Genomic DNA, 19,206 nt, shown 5'->3' on the forward strand with positions numbered 1-19,206 from the left:
TGTGAGGGCGAGACGATGGATTATTCTCAAATACTATATGGTGGTGATTACAACCCAGAACAGTGGCTTAAATATCCTGACATTTTAGAAAAGGATGTTCTATATATGAAGAAAGCCCATATTAATACGGTAACGCTAGGGGTTTTCTCATGGGCTATATTAGAACCTGAAGAAGGCAACTTCTGTTTTTCATGGTTAGAAGATATTATGGATAACCTCTATGCTCATGGAATAGCTGTTATTTTAGCAACGCCTTCAGGCGCACGGCCTAAATGGCTGGCAGAGCTGTATCCAGAAGTATTGCGTGTAGATGAGTCGAGAAATAGAAACCTTTTTGGCGGCAGACATAATCATTGTTATACTTCACCTGTGTACCGAGAAAAGGTAAGAAGGATAAATAAGGAACTTGCCCTTCGTTTGGGTAAGCATCCTGCGGTAATTTTATGGCATATTTCTAATGAGTATGGCGGGGAGTGTCATTGTCCGCTTTGCCAACAAGCTTTTCGCGTATGGCTGCAAAAGAAGTATGCCTCTATTGAAGTATTAAATGAAAGTTGGTGCACGACATTTTGGAGTCATATCTATCAGTCTTTTGCTCAGATAGAAAGCCCATCTTCTAGAGGAGAATCTATGATTCATGGACTTAATTTGGATTGGAAACGCTTTGTGACAGATCAAACAGTTGACTTTGTACGCCGTGAGATTAAAGCCATAAAAAGTGAAGAACCCAATAAACCTATTACCATTAATATGATGTACGACTATGAGGGACTTAACTATCATAAGTTTGCGGATATTATTGATATTGTTTCGTGGGACTCTTATCCCACGTGGCATAAGGACAATGACTATGAGACTGCAATGCAAACTGGTATGCAGCACGATATCATGCGCTGCATTAAGCACAAGCCTTTTTTATTGATGGAATCTTGCCCAAGTGCTACCAATTGGCAGGGTGTCAGTAAGTTGAAAAAACCAAATATGTTAGCTGCAGCTTCTTTCCAGGCTCTGGCACATGGCTCAAACAGTGTACTCTATTTTCAGATCAGGCAGAGTCGCGGAAGTTGTGAGAAATTCCATGGGGCGGTTATTGACCATTATGGCGGAGAGGATACCCGTGTATTTCGGGAGGTAAGTGACCTTGGAAAGCAATTAGGTAATATCAAAGAATTATTAGGTACTGTAGTGCATGCAGATGTTGCTGTAGTTTATGATTGGGAAAATAGATGGGCGATGAAGGATGCCATGGGGCCTAGAAACAAAGGACTTTTCTATAAAGAGGTTGTTGAAAAATCATATAGTGCATTTCGTAAGCAAGGTTTGAATGTAGATGTAATAGATATGGAACAGGATATAAGTGCCTATAAAATAGTAGCAGCACCTATGGTATATTTGTTCCGATGTGGTTTTGAAGAGCGCGTAAGAAAATTTGTAGAACAGGGCGGAATCTTTGTGCTGACGTATTGGTCGGGTATAGTAGATGAAAATGACCGCTGTTTTCTTGGGGGAACACCCCATGGACTTTTGGATGTGATGGGCATGCGCAGCATGGAGATTGATGCACTTTATGATGGGGAAAGCAACTTCCTTGTGCCTGCAGAAAATACGATATATGAGATCGCCTCCAAATATCGCTGTCAGCATTTGTGTGATCTCATTGAAGTGACAACAGCTAGGGCCCTTATGATCTATCAAGATGATTTTTATCACGGGTATCCTGCAGTGACTGTCAATAGATTTGGAGGAGGGCAAGCCTATTATATTGGCGCAGATGTTGAGCAAAAATGTTATGATGATCTATACCGACATCTTTTAAAAGAAGCTGACCTAGAACCTCTTATTGAAGGAACGATCTCAGAGGGGATAGAAATAACTTCGCGAAAATCTCAGAATGCAGAGTATATTATTATACAGAATTATAACGATACAGCTGTTCAAATGAACTTATCAGAAAATAGATATCATGTTTTAAGGGGAGCGAGTATCCACAATATACCCTCTCTAGAAACACTCATTTTAAAAAGAAAGCAGTAAATATTTCTCTAAGCAATACATAGTGCTGTCAGTTTGGTAGATCATACCGGCTGACATTTTTTTGTTAAAAAAATCTTATAAGCTATAAGCTCTTGAATTATCAGGTTATTTGAGAGACAATTATGCTATACTATTTGTAGGAATAACCTTTGGTTAAAACGCAATGCAACTAAGTTCAGGTCTTATAATAATATCAAAATAATTTAAGGATTAAGAGGGTGGTTATTATGAATGAACGAAAAGACAGGGCAATCAGACAGTTTAAGATTTCAAATAAGACTTATGACTATTATGCCTTAGAATGTTTAGAGGAAGAAGGCTATGCTATTAAACATTTACCTTATTCTATAAAGATTCTTTTAGAAGCAGTATTTAGACAACAGGATGGTTATGTACTTAGAGAGGAACATATAAAGATTCTTGCTGATTGGATAAAGAAAAAAGGGGGAGGAGAAGAGGTACCGTTTAAACCTTCCAGAGTTATTCTGCAGGATTTCACGGGTGTACCAGCTATACTGGATTTAGCAGCTATGAGAATGGCAATGGCTGAGTTTGGAGAGGGGACCCCGCGGCAAAGAAATTCTTCTGACCAAGAAGCTTTTATAAATCGGATTAATCCGGAAGTTCCAGTAGATCTCATTATTGATCATTCCGTCCAAGTAGATTGCTATGGAAGCTCAGATGCACTTGAAAAAAACAATATATTAGAATTTGAACGCAATAAAGAACGTTATCAATTTTTAAATTGGGCAAAGAAAGCTTTAGATAATTTTACAGTGGTGCCCCCAGCAAATGGTATTGTTCATCAAGTAAATTTAGAGTATCTGGCAAAAATAGTTCTTCAAAAAGAAGTAAACGGCAGAACTTTGGTATATCCAGATACATTGGTAGGGACAGATTCACATACCACAATGATTAATGCAATGGGGGTACTAGGCTGGGGTGTAGGCGGCATAGAAGCAGAAGCTGGTATGCTGGGGCAGCCTTCATACTTACCGATCCCAGAGGTAATTGGCGTACGCATGATAGGCCAATTGCAAGCTGGCGTCACTGCCACGGATTTGGCGCTGCATGTTACTCAAATGCTGAGAGAGCATGGGGTTGTAAATAAATTTGTAGAGTATTTTGGGGAAGGGGTAAGACAGCTTTCCTTAGCAGATAGGGCCACGGTAGCTAATATGGCGCCCGAATATGGTGCGACATGCGGCTTCTTTCCTGTGGATGAAGAAACACTGAACTATTTGCGGCTGACTGGCAGGAATGAAGAACATATACATTTGGTCAGAACTTATCTGATGAAAAATGGGATGTTTAACGAATATCTAGAAGAACCTATTTATACCGAGGTTTTGACATTAAATTTGGAAACTGTAATGCGGTCGCTTGCCGGTCCAAAACGTCCACAAGATTTGATTTTGCTGGATCAAATGCAAGAAAAATTTCTTCAGTCTGTTACTGCGGCTCAAGGAAATAGGGGGCATGGGTTATCAGAAGAAGTTCTAAGTAAGAAAATTACACTTAATTTGAGAGACGGCAGGCAAAGTACTATGGAGACGGGGGCAGTAGTAATTGCCTCAATTACCTCTTGTACGAATACCTCCAACCCTTTTGTGATGCTGGGAGCAGGTCTCCTTGCTAAAAAAGCCGTTGAACGAGGACTTAAAGTACCAGCGCATGTGAAAACATCCCTTACGCCTGGTTCTAAAGTAGTATCTGCCTATCTCAAGGAAGCAGGGCTACAGGATTATCTCGATCAATTAGGTTTTCAGATTGCAGGATATGGATGCGCTACCTGTATTGGTAATTCAGGGCCCCTTCAGCCAGAAATAGCAGAAGTTATTCATTCAAATGATCTGCTGGCTGCATCGGTTTTGTCCGGTAACCGTAATTTTGAAGGACGCATTCATGCCCAAGTCAAAGCCAATTATCTCGCATCGCCTCCACTTGTCATTGCGTACGCACTGGCGGGAACAGTTAATAGGGATTTAGTAAAAGAGCCATTAGGCATCGATTATGAAGGAAAAGAGGTCTATTTGAGAGATATCTGGCCTACTTCTTCAGAAGTAGAGGAAGCTGTTTCGCTTTATGTAAATCCCCACTTATTCCTAAATGAATATGAGACAATTTATGATAACAGTTTATTATGGAACCAGATTCACGCAGAAGACAGTAAGTTTTATAGATTTGAAAAAGATTCTGCGTATATCCGAAAACCACCTTTATTTGCAGATTTTGCTATGGAAACGGAGACGATAAAGGAACTTTCAGGACTTCGAGTATTAGCAAAGCTGGGTGATTCGATTACCACAGATCATATTTCGCCAGCGGGTACTATTGGTAAAACTACGCCTGCTGGACAATTCCTCTTGGCACAAGGCATACAAGAAGGACAGTTTAATACTTATGGCTCAAGAAGAGGCAATCATGAAGTGATGACGCGGGGGACCTTTGCCAATGTTAGAATTTGCAACCAGATTGCACCAGGGACTGAAGGCGGATATACAACTTATTGGCCAACTCAAGAGATTATGACCATTTATGAGGCCGCTATGACATACAAAGAAGAAAAGACTGGGTTATTAGTACTTGCCGGAAAAGATTATGGGATGGGTTCATCTAGAGACTGGGCGGCTAAAGGGACAAGTTTACTGGGAGTAAAAGCGGTATTGGCAGAAAGCTATGAGCGCATTCATCGCTCTAATCTGATTATGATGGGGGTTCTTCCACTGCAATATATCTCAGGTGATACTGCCAAGAGCCTTGGACTTACTGGCGAAGAAATCTTTGACATTAAGATAATTGACGGCATAAAGCCAAAAGATACGATTTCTGTTATTGCTGCTGCAGCAGATGGCACTCAAAAGCACTTTAACGTACTAGTTCGTTTTGATTCTGCTATTGAAGTAGATTATTACAGACATGGTGGGATTTTGCCAATGGTTCTTCGTCAGAAATTAATGGCAGAAGACTGTTAGCAGCAAGCTTAAGCCAGTGAAAACTATTTAATGAAGTGATTGTAGACGTCGGTATGGTTTAAGGATATTAGATAAGGTCATGGCGTAAGCTGAAAGACTAATAGGATATAGGGCTATGCGTGTCGTTGGAAACAGAAGGGAGATACAGTTAAATGAAGCATCAAGTTGCAAAAGATAAATTCATAAATATACAAAAAGCTTTAAATGATGAATCATAGGGCTGATAGGTGGTATCCTATTTATAGACGAGGCCTATACACTTGCAAATGACTCCCTAGGGAGAGAAGCTGTTGAGACATTACTAAAGCTCATCGAAGATTATTCAAGGGAAGTCATTGTTATACTTGCGGGGTACGAGCAAGAAATGGAAGATTTTTTTGACATTAATATGGGACTTAGATCAAGATTTCCGCTATGGACTAACTTTGAAGATTATAGTCCTGATGAACTGCTAGAAATAGCTATAAAGATCATTGAAGCTAATGGCTTTAAGCTTTCTAAAAACGCCTATTCAGCTCTTAAAAAAAGCTTTGTTGATATTTATGAAAATGCAGATGCACAATCTGGAAATGGCAGGATGGTAAGGAATTATGTAGAAAATCTCATAAGAAATCAAAGTATAAGAATAGCAGAAGAAAACACGAGTGTCTATGAGATGAACTTGATAACTACCAAAGATATTGAGAAAGTCAATATTGCTGAATATGATAATAATTTTGATCTGGAAAAGAAATTAAAACCTTTAATAGCTAATGAAACAGCAAAGGCCTTTTTAAGAAGCCAGTATAAACTTATAAAAGTAAAAGAGGCTAGAAAAAAACTAGGTATAGGCAGTGATCTCAATAAATTTAACCATATGATTTTTACAGGAGAAAAAGGAACAGGCAAAAAAACTGTACTAAATATACTCTCGGAAATGCTATATAGTATGGGCATTATAAAAGCTAAGAAGATTGTGGTGATGCATAAAACTGAACTATCTGATCTTATAGATCAACCAGGAGGTATTGAGGATGTCATTCATAAATGCTTAGGTAAGCTAGTATTTATTGAACACTGGGATTTATCTATCAATGAAGAAAAAGAAAGAAAAGTAACAACTGAACTCATCAAGTTTATAGATAAAAATAAAAATAGAACATCAATTATTCTATCTGGTAAAAGAAGCAGTATGAAAGACCTCATATTGGCTGACCCTGCCCTAAGTTATAGATTTCCAATATGGGTTGATTTTGAAGACTATAATAAGAAGCAGATCTTTAATATCGCGCTGAATTTGTTGAAAGAAAAGGGCTATTTTTTAGACCAGGAGGCTGAGAAAGGACTCGGAAGGGCCATTACTGAAATAGATAATAGTCAAGGATTAACGTTAAAAAATGGACTTATGATAGAGCAGTATCTTGATCATCTTATCAGATAGCAAAGTGTAAGAGTTTGGGATGAGAAGTTAAATCAAAAACAAATTAATGTCATAACAATCACGGATATCAATAACAGTAAAAAACAGTTTCTTGAAAAGAATAAGCCCTAATATAAAAAATAAAGAATAGAGAAAAGGTTTGAAAAAAACCCCTCTATTCTTATTTTTTTAAAAGGATTAACTACATTAGGGTGTTATCAGGATGGGAAATATGCGTTAGTGCATCTTCAGCACTGTCTTGGAAAGTAGGCTCAAGCGCGATATCACCTAGTGCAACCATACCTACTAGGGAGTTGTTTTCAACAATAGGCAGTCTGCGTATTTGGCTTTTGCTCATGATCTGTGCTACATCTTCAACACTCATTTCTGGATTGCCTACAATAGTATGCGGCGTCATAATGTTACCAACTGTCTGTTCTTTTGAATTCTGACCAGTTGCTACAGCTCTTAATGTAATATCCCTGTCTGTAACGATGCCAATGACTTGTTCGCCACTGCATACAGGTATTGAACCGACATTATAAGCCTTCATAAGCTGAGCGGCCTTTTCGATCGAGTCTTCTGATTTTAAAAATGCAATTTCTTTTGACATAATGTCTTTTACTTTCATAATATTCACCTCCATATTTATATTGCCCTGGCAAGATGTTTTTTATAAAAGTTATTGTAAGATACATGTATTTACATTTTGTTAGGTTATGCCTCGGTTAATGATGCGTAAATCGCATCAGCCAGTGCGTCGAGCTCTGGTTCGCGTTCGGGCTTAAGTGTGGAGCGGACATCAAGCGGTGCACCAACTATTTCAATATTTTTCATGGTATCAATGATTTCGTGCATGCCTTTAATCGCACCACTTGACCAAGTATGGTTACCGATAAGAGAAATTTTTCGATTTTTGAGTCCAAGTGCCGAGAGCTCTCTTAGCAATGCATCCATGACGAAATACAGATGCATGTTATATGTGGGGGAACCGATAACCATATGGCTGTATTTCCATACATCAGAGATAATATAAGATGGATGCGTTTTTGAAACATCATACAGACGTATGTCTTGTATGCCGCGCTTTGCGAGTTTATTCGCTAAGGCATTCATGACATTTTCAGTATTGCCGTACATAGAGGCATAAAAAAGAACAACGCCTTTTTTCTCGGGTAAGTAGCGACTCCATTTATCATATTTTTCCAAAATATAAGCAAGATTCTTGCGCCATATAGGCCCATGAACGGAACAGATCATACGAATATTTACATCTGTAAACTTTTTAAGGGCAGCCTGTACCTGCATACCATAGCGGCCTACAATATTTGCATAATAGCGTCTGGATTCGTCGGCAAATACATTTTCAAAATCTATCTCATCGGCAAATACATTGCCAGATAGCGCCCCAAAAGAACCAAAGGCATCAGCAGAGAAAAGAATGCCTTGTGATATTTCATAGGTGAACATAACTTCAGGCCAATGTACCATAGGGGCAAAGTAAAAGCGTAATGTGTGCTTGCCAAGCCCTAGCTCCTGACCTTCTTGGATTTCTAAATAATTAGAAGACATATTAAGACTATAATATTGCTCTAAGAACTGAAAAGTTTTTTTATTGCCTACCAACTGTACATTGGGATAGCGGCGTACGATCTCTTCGATATTGGCGCAGTGATCGGGTTCCATGTGGTTGATCACCAAATAATCCAGTTTTCGGCCATTTAGTACATGGGTAACATTTTCTAGATATAATGCGCCAATTGATGTATCCACTGTGTCAATCAGTGCGGTCTTTTCATCAGTAATAAGGTATGAATTATATGAAACACCATTTGGCAGGGGAAACATATTTTCAAAACGCTCAAGGCGTCTGTCATTTCCCCCAACCCAAAATACTTGCGGAGTAATCTCTTGAATACTATACATACTACAAATACCTCCTGTTTTTTATATGCGCGTTATTGACTTGATATTAATGTAACAAAATCTATCTAAAGTATACCTCTATATGAAAAATCTTACAACGTAAAAAATAAACCTATTCAACTACTCGGTGCTATAAAATATTTGACTTTTTATAAATCTGGTATTGAAACAAATTGGCAGATCGCGTATAATAAGATTAAAATTGAATATAAAAAGTTAATCTAATTCTTCAGGGCAGGGTGAAATTCCCGACCGGCGGTAAAGTCCGCGAATGCATTATATTTAATGCATTGATTTGGTGTAATTCCAAAACCGACAGTATACAGTCTGGATGGTAGAAGAGTTGTATCGTATAGCGCACTAATGTGTCTGTACAATAAACATACATACTAGCAGCAACCCGTAGAGTGAATGGGTTGCTTTTTATATTGTCATTAAAAATGAGAGGGAGATAAAATATGAAGAATAATACAAAAAGATTAGTAAATATGGGGGTTTTGATAGCACTATCAGTTGTATTAGTTTATTTAATTAGGTTTCCGCTTTTTCCAGCAGCGCCATTTCTTGAGTACGATCCAGCTGATATTCCTATTATTTTTGCTGCATTTGCTTTTGGGCCCCTTGCAGGATTTATTGTTACAGTTATAGCATCTGTTATACAAGGCATAACTGTTAGTGCGGCCAGCGGAATTATAGGTATTGTGATGCATATATTGGCTACTGGCAGTTTTGTTATTGTAGCAGGTAATATCTACAAACGTAATAAAACAAAAAAAGCTGCTATCATCGCATTAGTTTCTGGTGTTTTAACGATGACGGCAACAATGGTTGTTTGGAATATTATTTTTACACCAATTTTCTTAGGTGCACCTTTAGAAGCTGTAATGGGAATGTTAGTGCCTATTATTATTCCTTTTAATCTTATTAAAGCAAGTGTTAATGGGGTTATTACCCTTGTAGTTTATAAAAGATTTAGAAGTTTTATTAATGAAGATGAGGGCATAGTGAGTTTAAATAAATAAAAATAGTAAGAGCATATCACAAAGCAGTTAGTGCATTGTGATGTGCTCTTACTATTTTAGCCCATAACAGGGTTTTGAACCACATAAAAAAATCCTTGAGGATGTTTGCAAACAGGACATAGGCTAGGGGCATTAGTGGCTTCATGAACATGTCCGCAATTTAAGCACTTCCAATAAACTTTTTGATCTTTTTTATAGAGCATACCATTTTTAATATCATCAGCAAACTGCATAAACCTAGCTTCATGATGCGCTTCAATCTCAGAGATCATTTTAAATGTATTCGCAATATCTTTAAAACCTTCTTCGTCAGCTATCTTGGCAAAAGCAGGATAGACATTGGTTGCTTCATCTTGTTCACCAGCAGCGGCATAAAGTAAATTTTCCATCGTATGAAACATGCCGATGGGGTATTCGGTATTGACAGGAAAAGTGCCGTTTTTTAAGTCGTTTGTAAGATAGTCAAAAAACATTTTAGCGTGTGCAATTTCATTTTTTGCAGTTTCTTCAAAGATAGAGTGAATATACTGATGACCTTCGTTATAAGCAATTTCAGCGTATAAGTCGTACCTTGTTCTAGCTTGAGACTCTCCCGCAAAAGCTGCCATAAGATTAGATAAAGTTTTACTTCCTTGTAATCTGCTCATTATTTACCTCCTTATGATATATGAAGTCATTATTTGCTCTTAAACGAAATATTATGCATAATTAGCTAATATATGGTAATATTTTACGTACAGGTTATAAAATGAGTTGAAAGTTTCAAAACCTAGTATTAAAATGAGTTAATAGGTATAAAAAGGATTGAGAGGATGAAGGTATGATTTGTTACGAAACATTATCAGAAGAACAAACTTTAGAACAGGGTTATCAACTAGGCAAACAAGCAAGAGCTGGTGAAGTCTATTGCTTAATAGGAGATTTAGGCGTTGGCAAAACAGTATTTTCTAAAGGTTTTGCCAAGGGCCTTGGTATAGAAGAACATATTACGAGTCCTACTTTTACGATTATACAGGAGTACGAGGGCAACATGCCACTTTATCACTTTGATATGTATAGAATAGAAGATATTGATGAACTTGAAATGATTGGTTATGAAGATTATTTTTTTGGACAAGGTGTATGTCTAGTTGAATGGGCAAATAATGTAAAGGAAGTTATTCCTAAAAATGCTAAATGGATCTCTATAGAAAAAGATTTAACAAAAGGTTTTGATTATAGAATAATTACTGTAAAGGAGAAGATGTTATGAATATTTTAGGAATAGATGCGTCGGGTATAGCGGGAAGCATAGCTTATATAAAAGATAATAAACTCATAGGAGAATATTATATCTGTCATAAACTGACCCATTCAGAAACGATTATGCCTATGCTGGAACATCTAAAAAATCTTATAGGTCTAGAACTTAACACGCTTGATGCTATTGCAGTTACAAGCGGTCCAGGATCTTTTACTGGACTTAGAATAGGGGTGACAACAGCTAAAGCGTTAGCATTAGCATTAGATATTCCTGTGATAGGTGTACCTACTCTTGATGTGATGGCTTATAATATAACATATACGCCTGATCGGATATGTCCAATTATGGATGCAAGAAGAAACCAAGTCTATACAGCTTCTTATAAGTGGCAAGACAAAGAACTTTTACGGCTTATGGATTATAATGCCATAGATTTAGATGAATTATTACAAGAGCTTGGTAGTCAAAATGAGCGGATCATTTTTTTAGGAGATGCAGTATGGCAGTATAGAGATAAAATAGAAGCAGAACTCGGAGATAATGCAGCCTTTGCGCCAAGTTATCTTAATCTTCAAAGAGCTGGGGTATTGGTAGATATTGCTCAGAAAGAATATGAAAAAGGCAATACGGTTTCAGCTTCAGACTTTGTGCCGATGTATCTTAGAAAGTCACAAGCTGAAAGAGAGCGTGAGGCTAGGATTAAAAATGCTGATTAGATCTATGTTAATGGAAGATATTGAGGCTGTTTATCAGATAGAGTGTGAGAGTTTTAGCATACCTTGGTCTAAAGCCTCTTTAGAACAAGAAGTTAATAATTTATCAGCGTTTTATTGTGTTGTAGTATTGGATCAGAAAATAGTCGCCTATGCTGGACTGAGGATAGTTTTGGGAGAAGGAGAAGTTACAAATATTGCTGTTTCAAAAGACTATAGAGGGATAGGAATAGGTAAGATATTGCTTAGACACTTATTAAGTGAGGCGGCTAAAAAGTTAGTACACACGATAACACTGGAGGTAAGAGCAGGCAATGAGGCTGCCCAAAACCTCTATCAATCTTATGGTTTTAGAGCGATTGCCTTACGCAAAAACTACTATCAAATACCAACAGAAGATGCCATTATTATGCAACTGCAGCTCTAAGTTTAAACTGAATCTTATAAATACAGGAGATAAGCTAGATGAATTATTAAAAGTCTAGTTTATTTTTTTGTATAAAAATTACATAACTGTATAAAAGTAAATCCATATGTTACAAACAAGTTACTTTTTACCCACAAAGTAAGGGCAATTAATTTAATAAATGTATAAATATGGTACAATGGTGTCCGTGTGATAGATATTTAATAAATGAAATAAAGGAGTAAGAGATGAAAAGAAAACTAGCTAGTGTGTTATTAGTAGTTTCTGTCCTGTTTGGAAGTCATAATATTTTTGCAGCAGAAACAACTAATGACCCGATACATAATATGAGTGAGCAAATAAATGAACAAATATATAATGAGCACGAACAAGTGATAGAAGATTCAGGTATTGATTTAGAGGATTCACTGAGTTTTCAGACTACCGAGATAAATCTTACGCTAGGTTCAAATGCTGCTAAGGTAAACGGAGAGGTGTATACGCTCCTTAGTCCTCCTAAAGTTATCAAAGGTAGAACTTTTCTGCCACTTCGTTTTGTAGTTGATCAAGTTTTAGGTGCTGAGGTTGTATGGCATAATGAGACAAGAGAAGTTTCAGTTACAAAAGGACAGAAAATTGTTGTGGTGCAGATAGGCGCAGTTACAGCAACTATTAATGGGGAGAAGGTCACCCTTGATCAGCCACCTATTATAGAAAATGATATAACACTTCTGCCTATAAGGTTTATGAGTGAAACTTTTGGCCTTACAACTGAGTTTAATGAAATAGATCGCACAATTAGGCTGATATCTATTGTGCAATCTAGTGGTGAAGAAATTAAGCCTGTAGCACAATTTAGTTTTGATCAGGAATTTTATATTGCGGGGCAGGCTGTAAAGTCTATTGACACAAGTTATGATTTAACGGGAAGCTCTATAGTAGAAAAGATTTGGATGATTAATGATGATCCAAAGTTAAACGCTCCGAAGCTTGAAAATATGTTTAAAACGCCAAGAGCGGGTAGTTATAAAATTGCCCTTCGTGTGAGAAATAATAGAGGGGTCTGGAGTGAATGGGCTGAACAGATAGTATTTATTGCACCGAATGAAAAACCTGTAGTAACGCACTTAGCAGTGCATAAAGATGCATATGCACAAGGTGAAAATATAGCATTTACATATGAATATGAAAACGAAGCATGGGAAAAGATTCAATCTGAAAGATGGACGTATAGGCGACTCGATCAGCCTTCATCTAAAGCAACTATAGATAAACCTAAAGCATTGTTTGCAGAAGGAGAGTATGTCATTACTTTAGAACTTCAAGATGCTTATGGCAATATGAGTGACAAAAAAGAATTGATTATTCACATAACAGAAAAGGTTCTAAGAAGTGAGCTTGAGTATAGGTTTACAGAAGGCAGCATCGGGGATATTATTGATAATTTTAAAAGTGTTAATTATCAATCCTATCAGGAAGTTTTTCCTTATGATCAAAGTGTGCTTCAAGGAACGCTCATGATGAGTGATTCACCTGAGGTTGTTAAGCGTGAGGGAATTCTCTATAGAGACAGCATTATTGGAAATGGAAGAATTCTATTACATCATATTAATGATTTTCAGTCTACAGAAAACACTTTAGATAATAAAAGACTTGTATTAGTTGCAGAAAACACAACAGACCAGCCTGTAAAAATGATTATTCAAAATAAAACGGTAAAAGGTCCAAGCGAAGATTCTCTTTTTATAGGCCAAGTACTTTTACAAGACTATTTAAGAGGATCAGCGTTTGAAGAGCACACTTTAAACCCTGGTGAAAAGAAATATATTTATGACTCAATAAGTAGAAGATGGTTAAAAGGACAATGTATATCAGGACTTATGGACATACTAACAGATGGTAAAATAACATTTACAGCGGCTGCTATAGGCGAAAAAACGACAATAGATATGATTGTAAATATGCCATTGTTAGAAAAAGATACTCATCCAAGAGGAACTTTTGATACGACTAATATCTATTATAAAATCAATCTAGAACAGGGTAGTGCGCAAAAACTTCTTATAGGCAGAGGAACTACTGACTGGGTGAATGGTTATGATGCTATAACGGGAGAAATGGTACAAAATCGAGGCAATTTTGGTGTTTCCTATCATATTACCATAACTGCTGGGGAAGATATGGGTATTATATTGAATCCAAGAGCAGATATATTTAGAGGTGCAATTAAGTGGCAGGATGGAGGGACACATCTTATGCCTGCAAAGGGCTTCTTTGCGGGAGAGACTACAAAATCAGCTGTTCTCGGAACCATAAAGGCAGGACAGACAAGAACATTTGAGTATATGCTTCCAAATGGATCATCGGCTCCAGTGCTCATAGGTTTCATTCCGAAAAGTGAATGGAGTAAGTAGATAGAATAACAGTCTGGCATAGTATGCTAGACTGTTATTTTATTGTAGAATTATACGGAAACTAAAGGAATATTATAATAATATGTAAGATTTTGTGAAATTAATCAAGCTGATTGAATATAGTAATAGTAGGGGGGGAACCATATGAATAATAATATCGAGCTCAAATGGAACGAACTTAAACTTTCATATCAACCTTCTGATTTCTCCTTTACTACAACAGAAGAATTACCAGGTAGTAATGGAATAATTGGGCAGGAAGGGGCACTAAATGCACTAGAATTAGCATTAAAAATAAATGCCAAAGGCTACAATATATATATATGTGGAGAATCCGGAGTGGGGAAGTTAAGTTCAATAATGAATTTTTTAGAAAAACAAACACTTAGCAGAAACATTCCTCAAGATATTATTTATGTTTATAATTTTATAAGTCCCGAAGCTCCTCGTCTTATATTGTTAAAGGCTGGCAATGGTAAAAAGTTTAAGCAAGATATGGATGAATTTATCCAATTTATTATACATGAATTACCTATAATATTCCAAAGTACAGAGGTTAACAAAAAGAGACAGCTTATATTAGATAAGCTAGAAGATGAAAAGGAGAAGTTTCTTATGGAACTTCATGAAAAAGCTCAGTTGTTAGATATATTAGTTAAATCAACTAAGGAGGGTATTGGGTTTGCACCTTTAGGTAAAGATGGAGATATTATTACAAAGGAAGCGTATAATAACTTATCAAAAAAACAGAAGGATTCATTGGATAATAAACTAAGTCAGCTTAATACTTTAGCTGATGAAATGACAGAGCGAATTAATCTAAAGGAAAAAGTATGTTTACAGGAACTAGATGATATGGAAAAAGAAATCTTTTTAAATGAAGTAGGCGCTATATTTATACATCTAAAAGGAAAGTATAAGCTCTCTTCACAAATCATAAATTACTTGGATGACGTCTGTGACGATCTATTAGAACACTTAAATTTGTTTGGGTCTGAAGCAGAAGAAAACAATAAAGAAATCAAACAACTGTTTCCATGGACTGGTGTAAATGAGGTTAAAAAATTAGTTAAAAAGTATCGTGTAAATCTATTGGTTGATCATAGCGGCCTGCAAGGTGCCCCTGTTATTACAGATAGTGATTTGGATCAGTATACTTTAACGGGAAAAGTGCTTTTAGATACAGAACTTAATATGCTACACAGTGATTTTACAAATATACGATCAGGATTATTTCATCAGGCAAACGGGGGATATCTTATATTAAGGGCTCAAAATATCATTGAAAACTTAGATAGATGGCATGCTATTAAAAAAATGCTGAAAACAGGGCATATTTATGTAGAAAATCCAGAAGATTTAAACCTTGCTACTGCGTCTTCTATTAAACCTGAACCTCTAAAATCTAATATTAAATTGATACTTCTGGGGAGTTATACTTTGTATCATGCCCTTTATAACTATGATGATGACTTTAAAAAGTTATTTAAAATTAGAATTGATTTTGATGATCAAATCGATAATACTAAAGAGCAAATATATAGCATTTCCAATATGATCAAGGTAATATGCGATAAAGAATCACTACCCCCTGTAAACTTAAAAGGGGTGCTTAAGATTGCAGAATATGGAAGTCGTATAACTCAAAATCCAAAGAAGCTGCCTGCTAATATTGGTACTTTGCTTGATCTTGTTAGAGAAAGTAGTATTTATTCAAAAGAGATTATTGATGAAGAAAGTATTAGTGAAGCTATTAAACAACGAGAGAAAATCAAAGCTAAGGCAGAGCGGAAGATAGATGAAAAAATCTCCAACAATGTTTATCTGATTGATACGCAAGGAGCGAAAATAGGTCAGGTTAATGGGCTTGCCGTTTATACAATAGATGAATATATGTTTGGAAGACCAGTGAAAATTACTGCTACAACCTATAAAGGTAAGTTAGGTATTATTGATATCGAGAAAGAATCAGGACTTGGAGGAGACATCCATACGAAAGGTATTCAAATTATAACTGGTTTTTTAGGCCATCATTTTGCGCAAGATATGCCGCTTTCATTAAATTGTAACATTTGTTTTGAACAAAGCTATTCAGGTATAGATGGTGATAGTGCTTCTAGTGTAGAGCTATATGCTATATTATCAAGTTTATCTCACGTGCCGATTAAACAAAATATTGCGGCTACTGGTTCTGTTAATCAGTATGGACAAATACAACCAATAGGAGGCGTAAACGAAAAAATAGAAGGTTTTTTCAAAGTATGTAAAGAGCGAGGACTTAAAGGCGATGAAGGGGTTATCATCCCTATTCAAAATAAAAAAGAACTTATGTTAGAAGATGAAATAGTAGATGCGGTAAAAATGAATTTATTTCATATTTATGCCATTTCAACGATTGAGGAAGGCATGACAATCATAACAGGGTATGAATATAGTCAAATAGCTAAGTGTGTACAGGAAAAGTTAATTAAGTTCAATCAACAGAGGCATTAGGTTTTAAAAATAGTAAAATATCTATCAAGGGGACTTCTGAAATCTGACAAGAAGTCCTTTTTTTTGCTATAAATCTGTCTAGAATGATGAAATTTTTTCAGATATTGAATAAATATATTTATATAATAAATATTTGTGATATAATATTCCATATAATGCATAATATCAATTTACCACTATTTTTCTTTTATTTATAGAAATAAACAGTGCGATTATAGCGTAATATATAGAGAGAATATAACTTATAAGGTGGGAATGAAGATGACAAATAGGATCTTGTCAGTACTTGTTGAAAACAATTATGGCGTAATAGCTAGGATTGCAGGGCTATTTACAAGAAGAGGTTTTAATATAAATAGTTTTGCAGGTGAAGAAACCCATGATCCCAGGATATCAAGAATTACTATTTCTATAACAGAAAATGAGGATTCTATTTATCAAATACAAAAGCAAGTCGAGAAATTAGTAGATATCAAAAAAGTTGAACACTTAGATGTTAAGAATGATATTATAAGAGAATTGGCCTTGATAAAAGTTAGAAGCCAAGAAGCATTATTGCCGCACATAAAAGATCTTACTGGACAATTTAATGTTAGAATAATAGATATAGACACTCAGGTAGTTGTATTTGAAATATGTAACACTAAAGAAAAAATTGATGAATTTATAGATATTGTAAGAGCTTATGAAATCATAGAGAGTGTCAGAACGGGCGTTATTGCACTTCAGGCAGGGAATAAGCACATATAAAAACAAGACAGGATAAGTACATGGTTTAGGAGGTTGAATATGCCAATAACTCAGGAAATTAGCAAGTCAAAATTATTAAATGTACTAGAAAGAGTAATAGATGAGATAGATGATTGGCTTATCATTGGCGATGCAGAAGGCAAAATTGTATATGCGAATGAAAATGTATATACCTCTTGCGGATGTACAAAAACAAGTATATTAGGTCAAGATATGTGCATGTTTGTAGGGGTAGATTTAGCAGATGATACAGTTCTTGAAAAGATCAGAAAATTTGTAATGGAAGGTGAGAAATTTGAATTTGTTACAAATCGGTTCATTAAGAATGAAAAGAGAATTTATTTAACAAATTCTTTTAATGCAGTCTGGAGTGAGAAGAAATTAGAGTACTATGTGTGTATTTCTAAGGATATTACAAGAACGCAAAGAATGAAAGAAGAAGTTTACAGGGTAAGTTATATAGATTATCTAACTAATTTTCCAAACGAAAAAGTTTTCTTAGAAAGCTTACATAAACAAGTCCAAAGATCGCGGAAAAATAGTTATAAATTTACTGTAATTTTGATTGATATTAAAAAAATTGGAGAAATTAATAATACATATGGCTTAGGCGTAGGCGATAAAATTATAAAAGAAGTAGGACATAGAATAAAGAGTTATTTAAATCAAGACCAAGAAATCTTTAAATATACTGATAATACATTTGCAGTTATCCATCAAAATATAAAAGATATAGAGGAAACTAAGAAACTTTTAGAAACATTAAATGAAGTAATGCAAGAGCCCATAAAAATCCACAACAGTTATATGTATATGGCTTTTAAGGCTGGGGTAGTACTTTATCCAGAGAACTCAACTAGTCCTGGTGAACTTGTAAAGATGGTACAAATTGCACTTGCAAAAGCAAAAAAAGAGATAAGTTACTCTTCTTATGTTTTTTATACAAAAGATATACAAGAAGAAGTTCAAAATAATATGCTTCTTGAATCAGACATGAGGATTGCAGTTGAAAATGATGAGTTCTTAGTTTATTATCAACCATTTGTAGATCTTAATAGCAATAAGATAGTAGGGATGGAAGCCCTCATTAGGCGTTTAATGGGTAATGGAGAATTAGTCCTGCCAGGAAAGTTTATTGGCTTACTTGAAAAGATGAATCTTATTGAAAAAGTTGGTATCATGGTGATAGAAAAGGTATGTGTGCAGATTAGAAAGTGGATTGATAGGGGTTATGAAATCGTACCTATTTCAGTTAATCTATCCGCGCTTCAATTTAAAAATCCAAATCTTGCTAAGAATATTAAAAACATTTTAAATAGATATGAGATTGAGCCGCAATATATCGTACTAGAAATTACAGAGTCAACCGTTATGGAGGATGTAGGTATCGCACAACTTGTGATTCATGAATTAAAGAGCTATGGGTTTACAATATCCATTGATGATTTTGGGACAGGGTATGCTTCTATTGGATATCTCAAGAAATTTATGTTTGATCATCTTAAAATAGATATTTCATTTATCAGAGAAATTGTAAAGAATCCTCAAGACCGAACAATAGTAGAAGCTATTATTTCTATAGCCAAAACACTTAATTTAAAAACAATTGCTGAAGGTATTGAAAATGAAGAACAACTGCACATTATGAGCAGACTCGGATGTGAAATGGGACAAGGTTTTTTGTGGAACAAGCCTATAAGCGCAGTGGAAATAGAAGATAGGTATTTTAAAGTCTAAACACAATAAAGTGAGGACAGACGTTTCTTAATCTTTGCTTGAAATAAAAGCGTGATATATGTTAAACTAATTAATAAAACTAAAGAAGCTAAAG

At 35.6% G+C, this 19,206-nt stretch carries 14 protein-coding genes and 1 riboswitch; of the genes, 11 read left to right on the forward strand and 3 right to left on the reverse strand.

Annotation, left to right across the window (positions count from 1 at the left end):
- Window positions 1–15 precede the first annotated feature (15 nt).
- The 3 genes from BN3326_RS01035 to BN3326_RS01045 all read left to right on the forward strand — a co-directional run bounded on the left by BN3326_RS01035 (window position 16) and on the right by BN3326_RS01045 (window position 6,429).
- Complete coding sequence (locus BN3326_RS01035) at window positions 16–2,034, forward strand: beta-galactosidase (protein WP_069997262.1); 2,019 nt, start codon at window positions 16–18, stop codon at window positions 2,032–2,034.
- A 227-nt stretch (window positions 2,035–2,261) separates the two neighbouring features.
- Window positions 2,262–5,009, forward strand: coding sequence for an aconitate hydratase AcnA (acnA, locus tag BN3326_RS01040; protein ID WP_069997263.1), 2,748 nt, complete (start codon window positions 2,262–2,264; stop codon window positions 5,007–5,009).
- 364 nt (window positions 5,010–5,373) lie between these two features.
- Complete coding sequence (locus BN3326_RS01045; protein WP_069997264.1) at window positions 5,374–6,429, forward strand: hypothetical protein; 1,056 nt, start codon at window positions 5,374–5,376, stop codon at window positions 6,427–6,429.
- A 181-nt stretch (window positions 6,430–6,610) separates the two neighbouring features.
- Here BN3326_RS01045 and BN3326_RS01050 read toward each other — a convergent pair whose 3' ends face one another.
- Window positions 6,611–7,039, reverse strand: coding sequence for a CBS domain-containing protein (locus BN3326_RS01050; protein ID WP_069997265.1), 429 nt, complete (start codon window positions 7,037–7,039; stop codon window positions 6,611–6,613).
- A gap of 86 nt (window positions 7,040–7,125) precedes the next feature.
- On the reverse strand, window positions 7,126–8,334 hold the full coding sequence (locus BN3326_RS01055) for an FprA family A-type flavoprotein (RefSeq protein WP_069997266.1): 1,209 nt from the start codon (window positions 8,332–8,334) through the stop codon (window positions 7,126–7,128).
- A gap of 221 nt (window positions 8,335–8,555) precedes the next feature.
- A riboswitch (FMN riboswitch) is annotated at window positions 8,556–8,681 on the forward strand.
- Between the two features lie 111 nt (window positions 8,682–8,792).
- Here BN3326_RS01055 and BN3326_RS01060 point away from each other — a divergent pair.
- The gene (locus BN3326_RS01060) at window positions 8,793–9,356 is read left to right on the forward strand and encodes an ECF transporter S component (RefSeq protein ID WP_069997267.1); all 564 of its coding nucleotides are present in this window, start codon (window positions 8,793–8,795) and stop codon (window positions 9,354–9,356) included.
- Between the two features lie 56 nt (window positions 9,357–9,412).
- Here the strand turns inward: BN3326_RS01060 and rbr are convergent, their stop codons facing one another.
- Window positions 9,413–10,003, reverse strand: coding sequence for a rubrerythrin (gene rbr, locus BN3326_RS01065; RefSeq protein ID WP_069997268.1), 591 nt, complete (start codon window positions 10,001–10,003; stop codon window positions 9,413–9,415).
- 176 nt (window positions 10,004–10,179) lie between these two features.
- On the opposite strand from rbr, the gene tsaE reads away from it, so the two are divergent.
- The 7 genes from tsaE (at window position 10,180) to BN3326_RS01100 (ending at window position 19,112) form a co-directional block, all read left to right on the forward strand.
- Window positions 10,180–10,608, forward strand: coding sequence for a tRNA (adenosine(37)-N6)-threonylcarbamoyltransferase complex ATPase subunit type 1 TsaE (gene tsaE / locus BN3326_RS01070; RefSeq protein ID WP_334292614.1), 429 nt, complete (start codon window positions 10,180–10,182; stop codon window positions 10,606–10,608).
- A complete protein-coding gene (gene tsaB / locus BN3326_RS01075) occupies window positions 10,605–11,315 on the forward strand; it encodes a tRNA (adenosine(37)-N6)-threonylcarbamoyltransferase complex dimerization subunit type 1 TsaB (protein ID WP_069997273.1) in 711 nt (236 codons plus the stop codon). The genes tsaE and tsaB overlap by 4 nt, the downstream gene beginning before the upstream one ends.
- Window positions 11,305–11,739, forward strand: a complete 435-nt coding sequence (gene rimI / locus BN3326_RS01080) for a ribosomal protein S18-alanine N-acetyltransferase (RefSeq protein ID WP_069997274.1) — start codon at window positions 11,305–11,307, stop codon at window positions 11,737–11,739. Before tsaB ends, rimI begins: the two co-directional genes overlap by 11 nt.
- Before the next feature lie 227 nt (window positions 11,740–11,966).
- Window positions 11,967–14,132, forward strand: coding sequence for a copper amine oxidase N-terminal domain-containing protein (locus tag BN3326_RS01085; protein ID WP_069997275.1), 2,166 nt, complete (start codon window positions 11,967–11,969; stop codon window positions 14,130–14,132).
- Between the two features lie 144 nt (window positions 14,133–14,276).
- Window positions 14,277–16,625, forward strand: a complete 2,349-nt coding sequence (locus BN3326_RS01090; RefSeq protein WP_083258442.1) for a Lon protease family protein — start codon at window positions 14,277–14,279, stop codon at window positions 16,623–16,625.
- 261 nt (window positions 16,626–16,886) lie between these two features.
- Window positions 16,887–17,375, forward strand: a complete 489-nt coding sequence (gene ilvN / locus BN3326_RS01095; protein ID WP_069997276.1) for an acetolactate synthase small subunit — start codon at window positions 16,887–16,889, stop codon at window positions 17,373–17,375.
- A 39-nt stretch (window positions 17,376–17,414) separates the two neighbouring features.
- A complete protein-coding gene (locus BN3326_RS01100; protein ID WP_069997277.1) occupies window positions 17,415–19,112 on the forward strand; it encodes a bifunctional diguanylate cyclase/phosphodiesterase in 1,698 nt (565 codons plus the stop codon).
- Window positions 19,113–19,206: the final 94 nt, after the last annotated feature.

This window comes from Cellulosilyticum sp. I15G10I2 (assembly GCF_900095725.1).
Taxonomy (GTDB): domain Bacteria; phylum Bacillota; class Clostridia; order Lachnospirales; family Cellulosilyticaceae; genus FMMP01.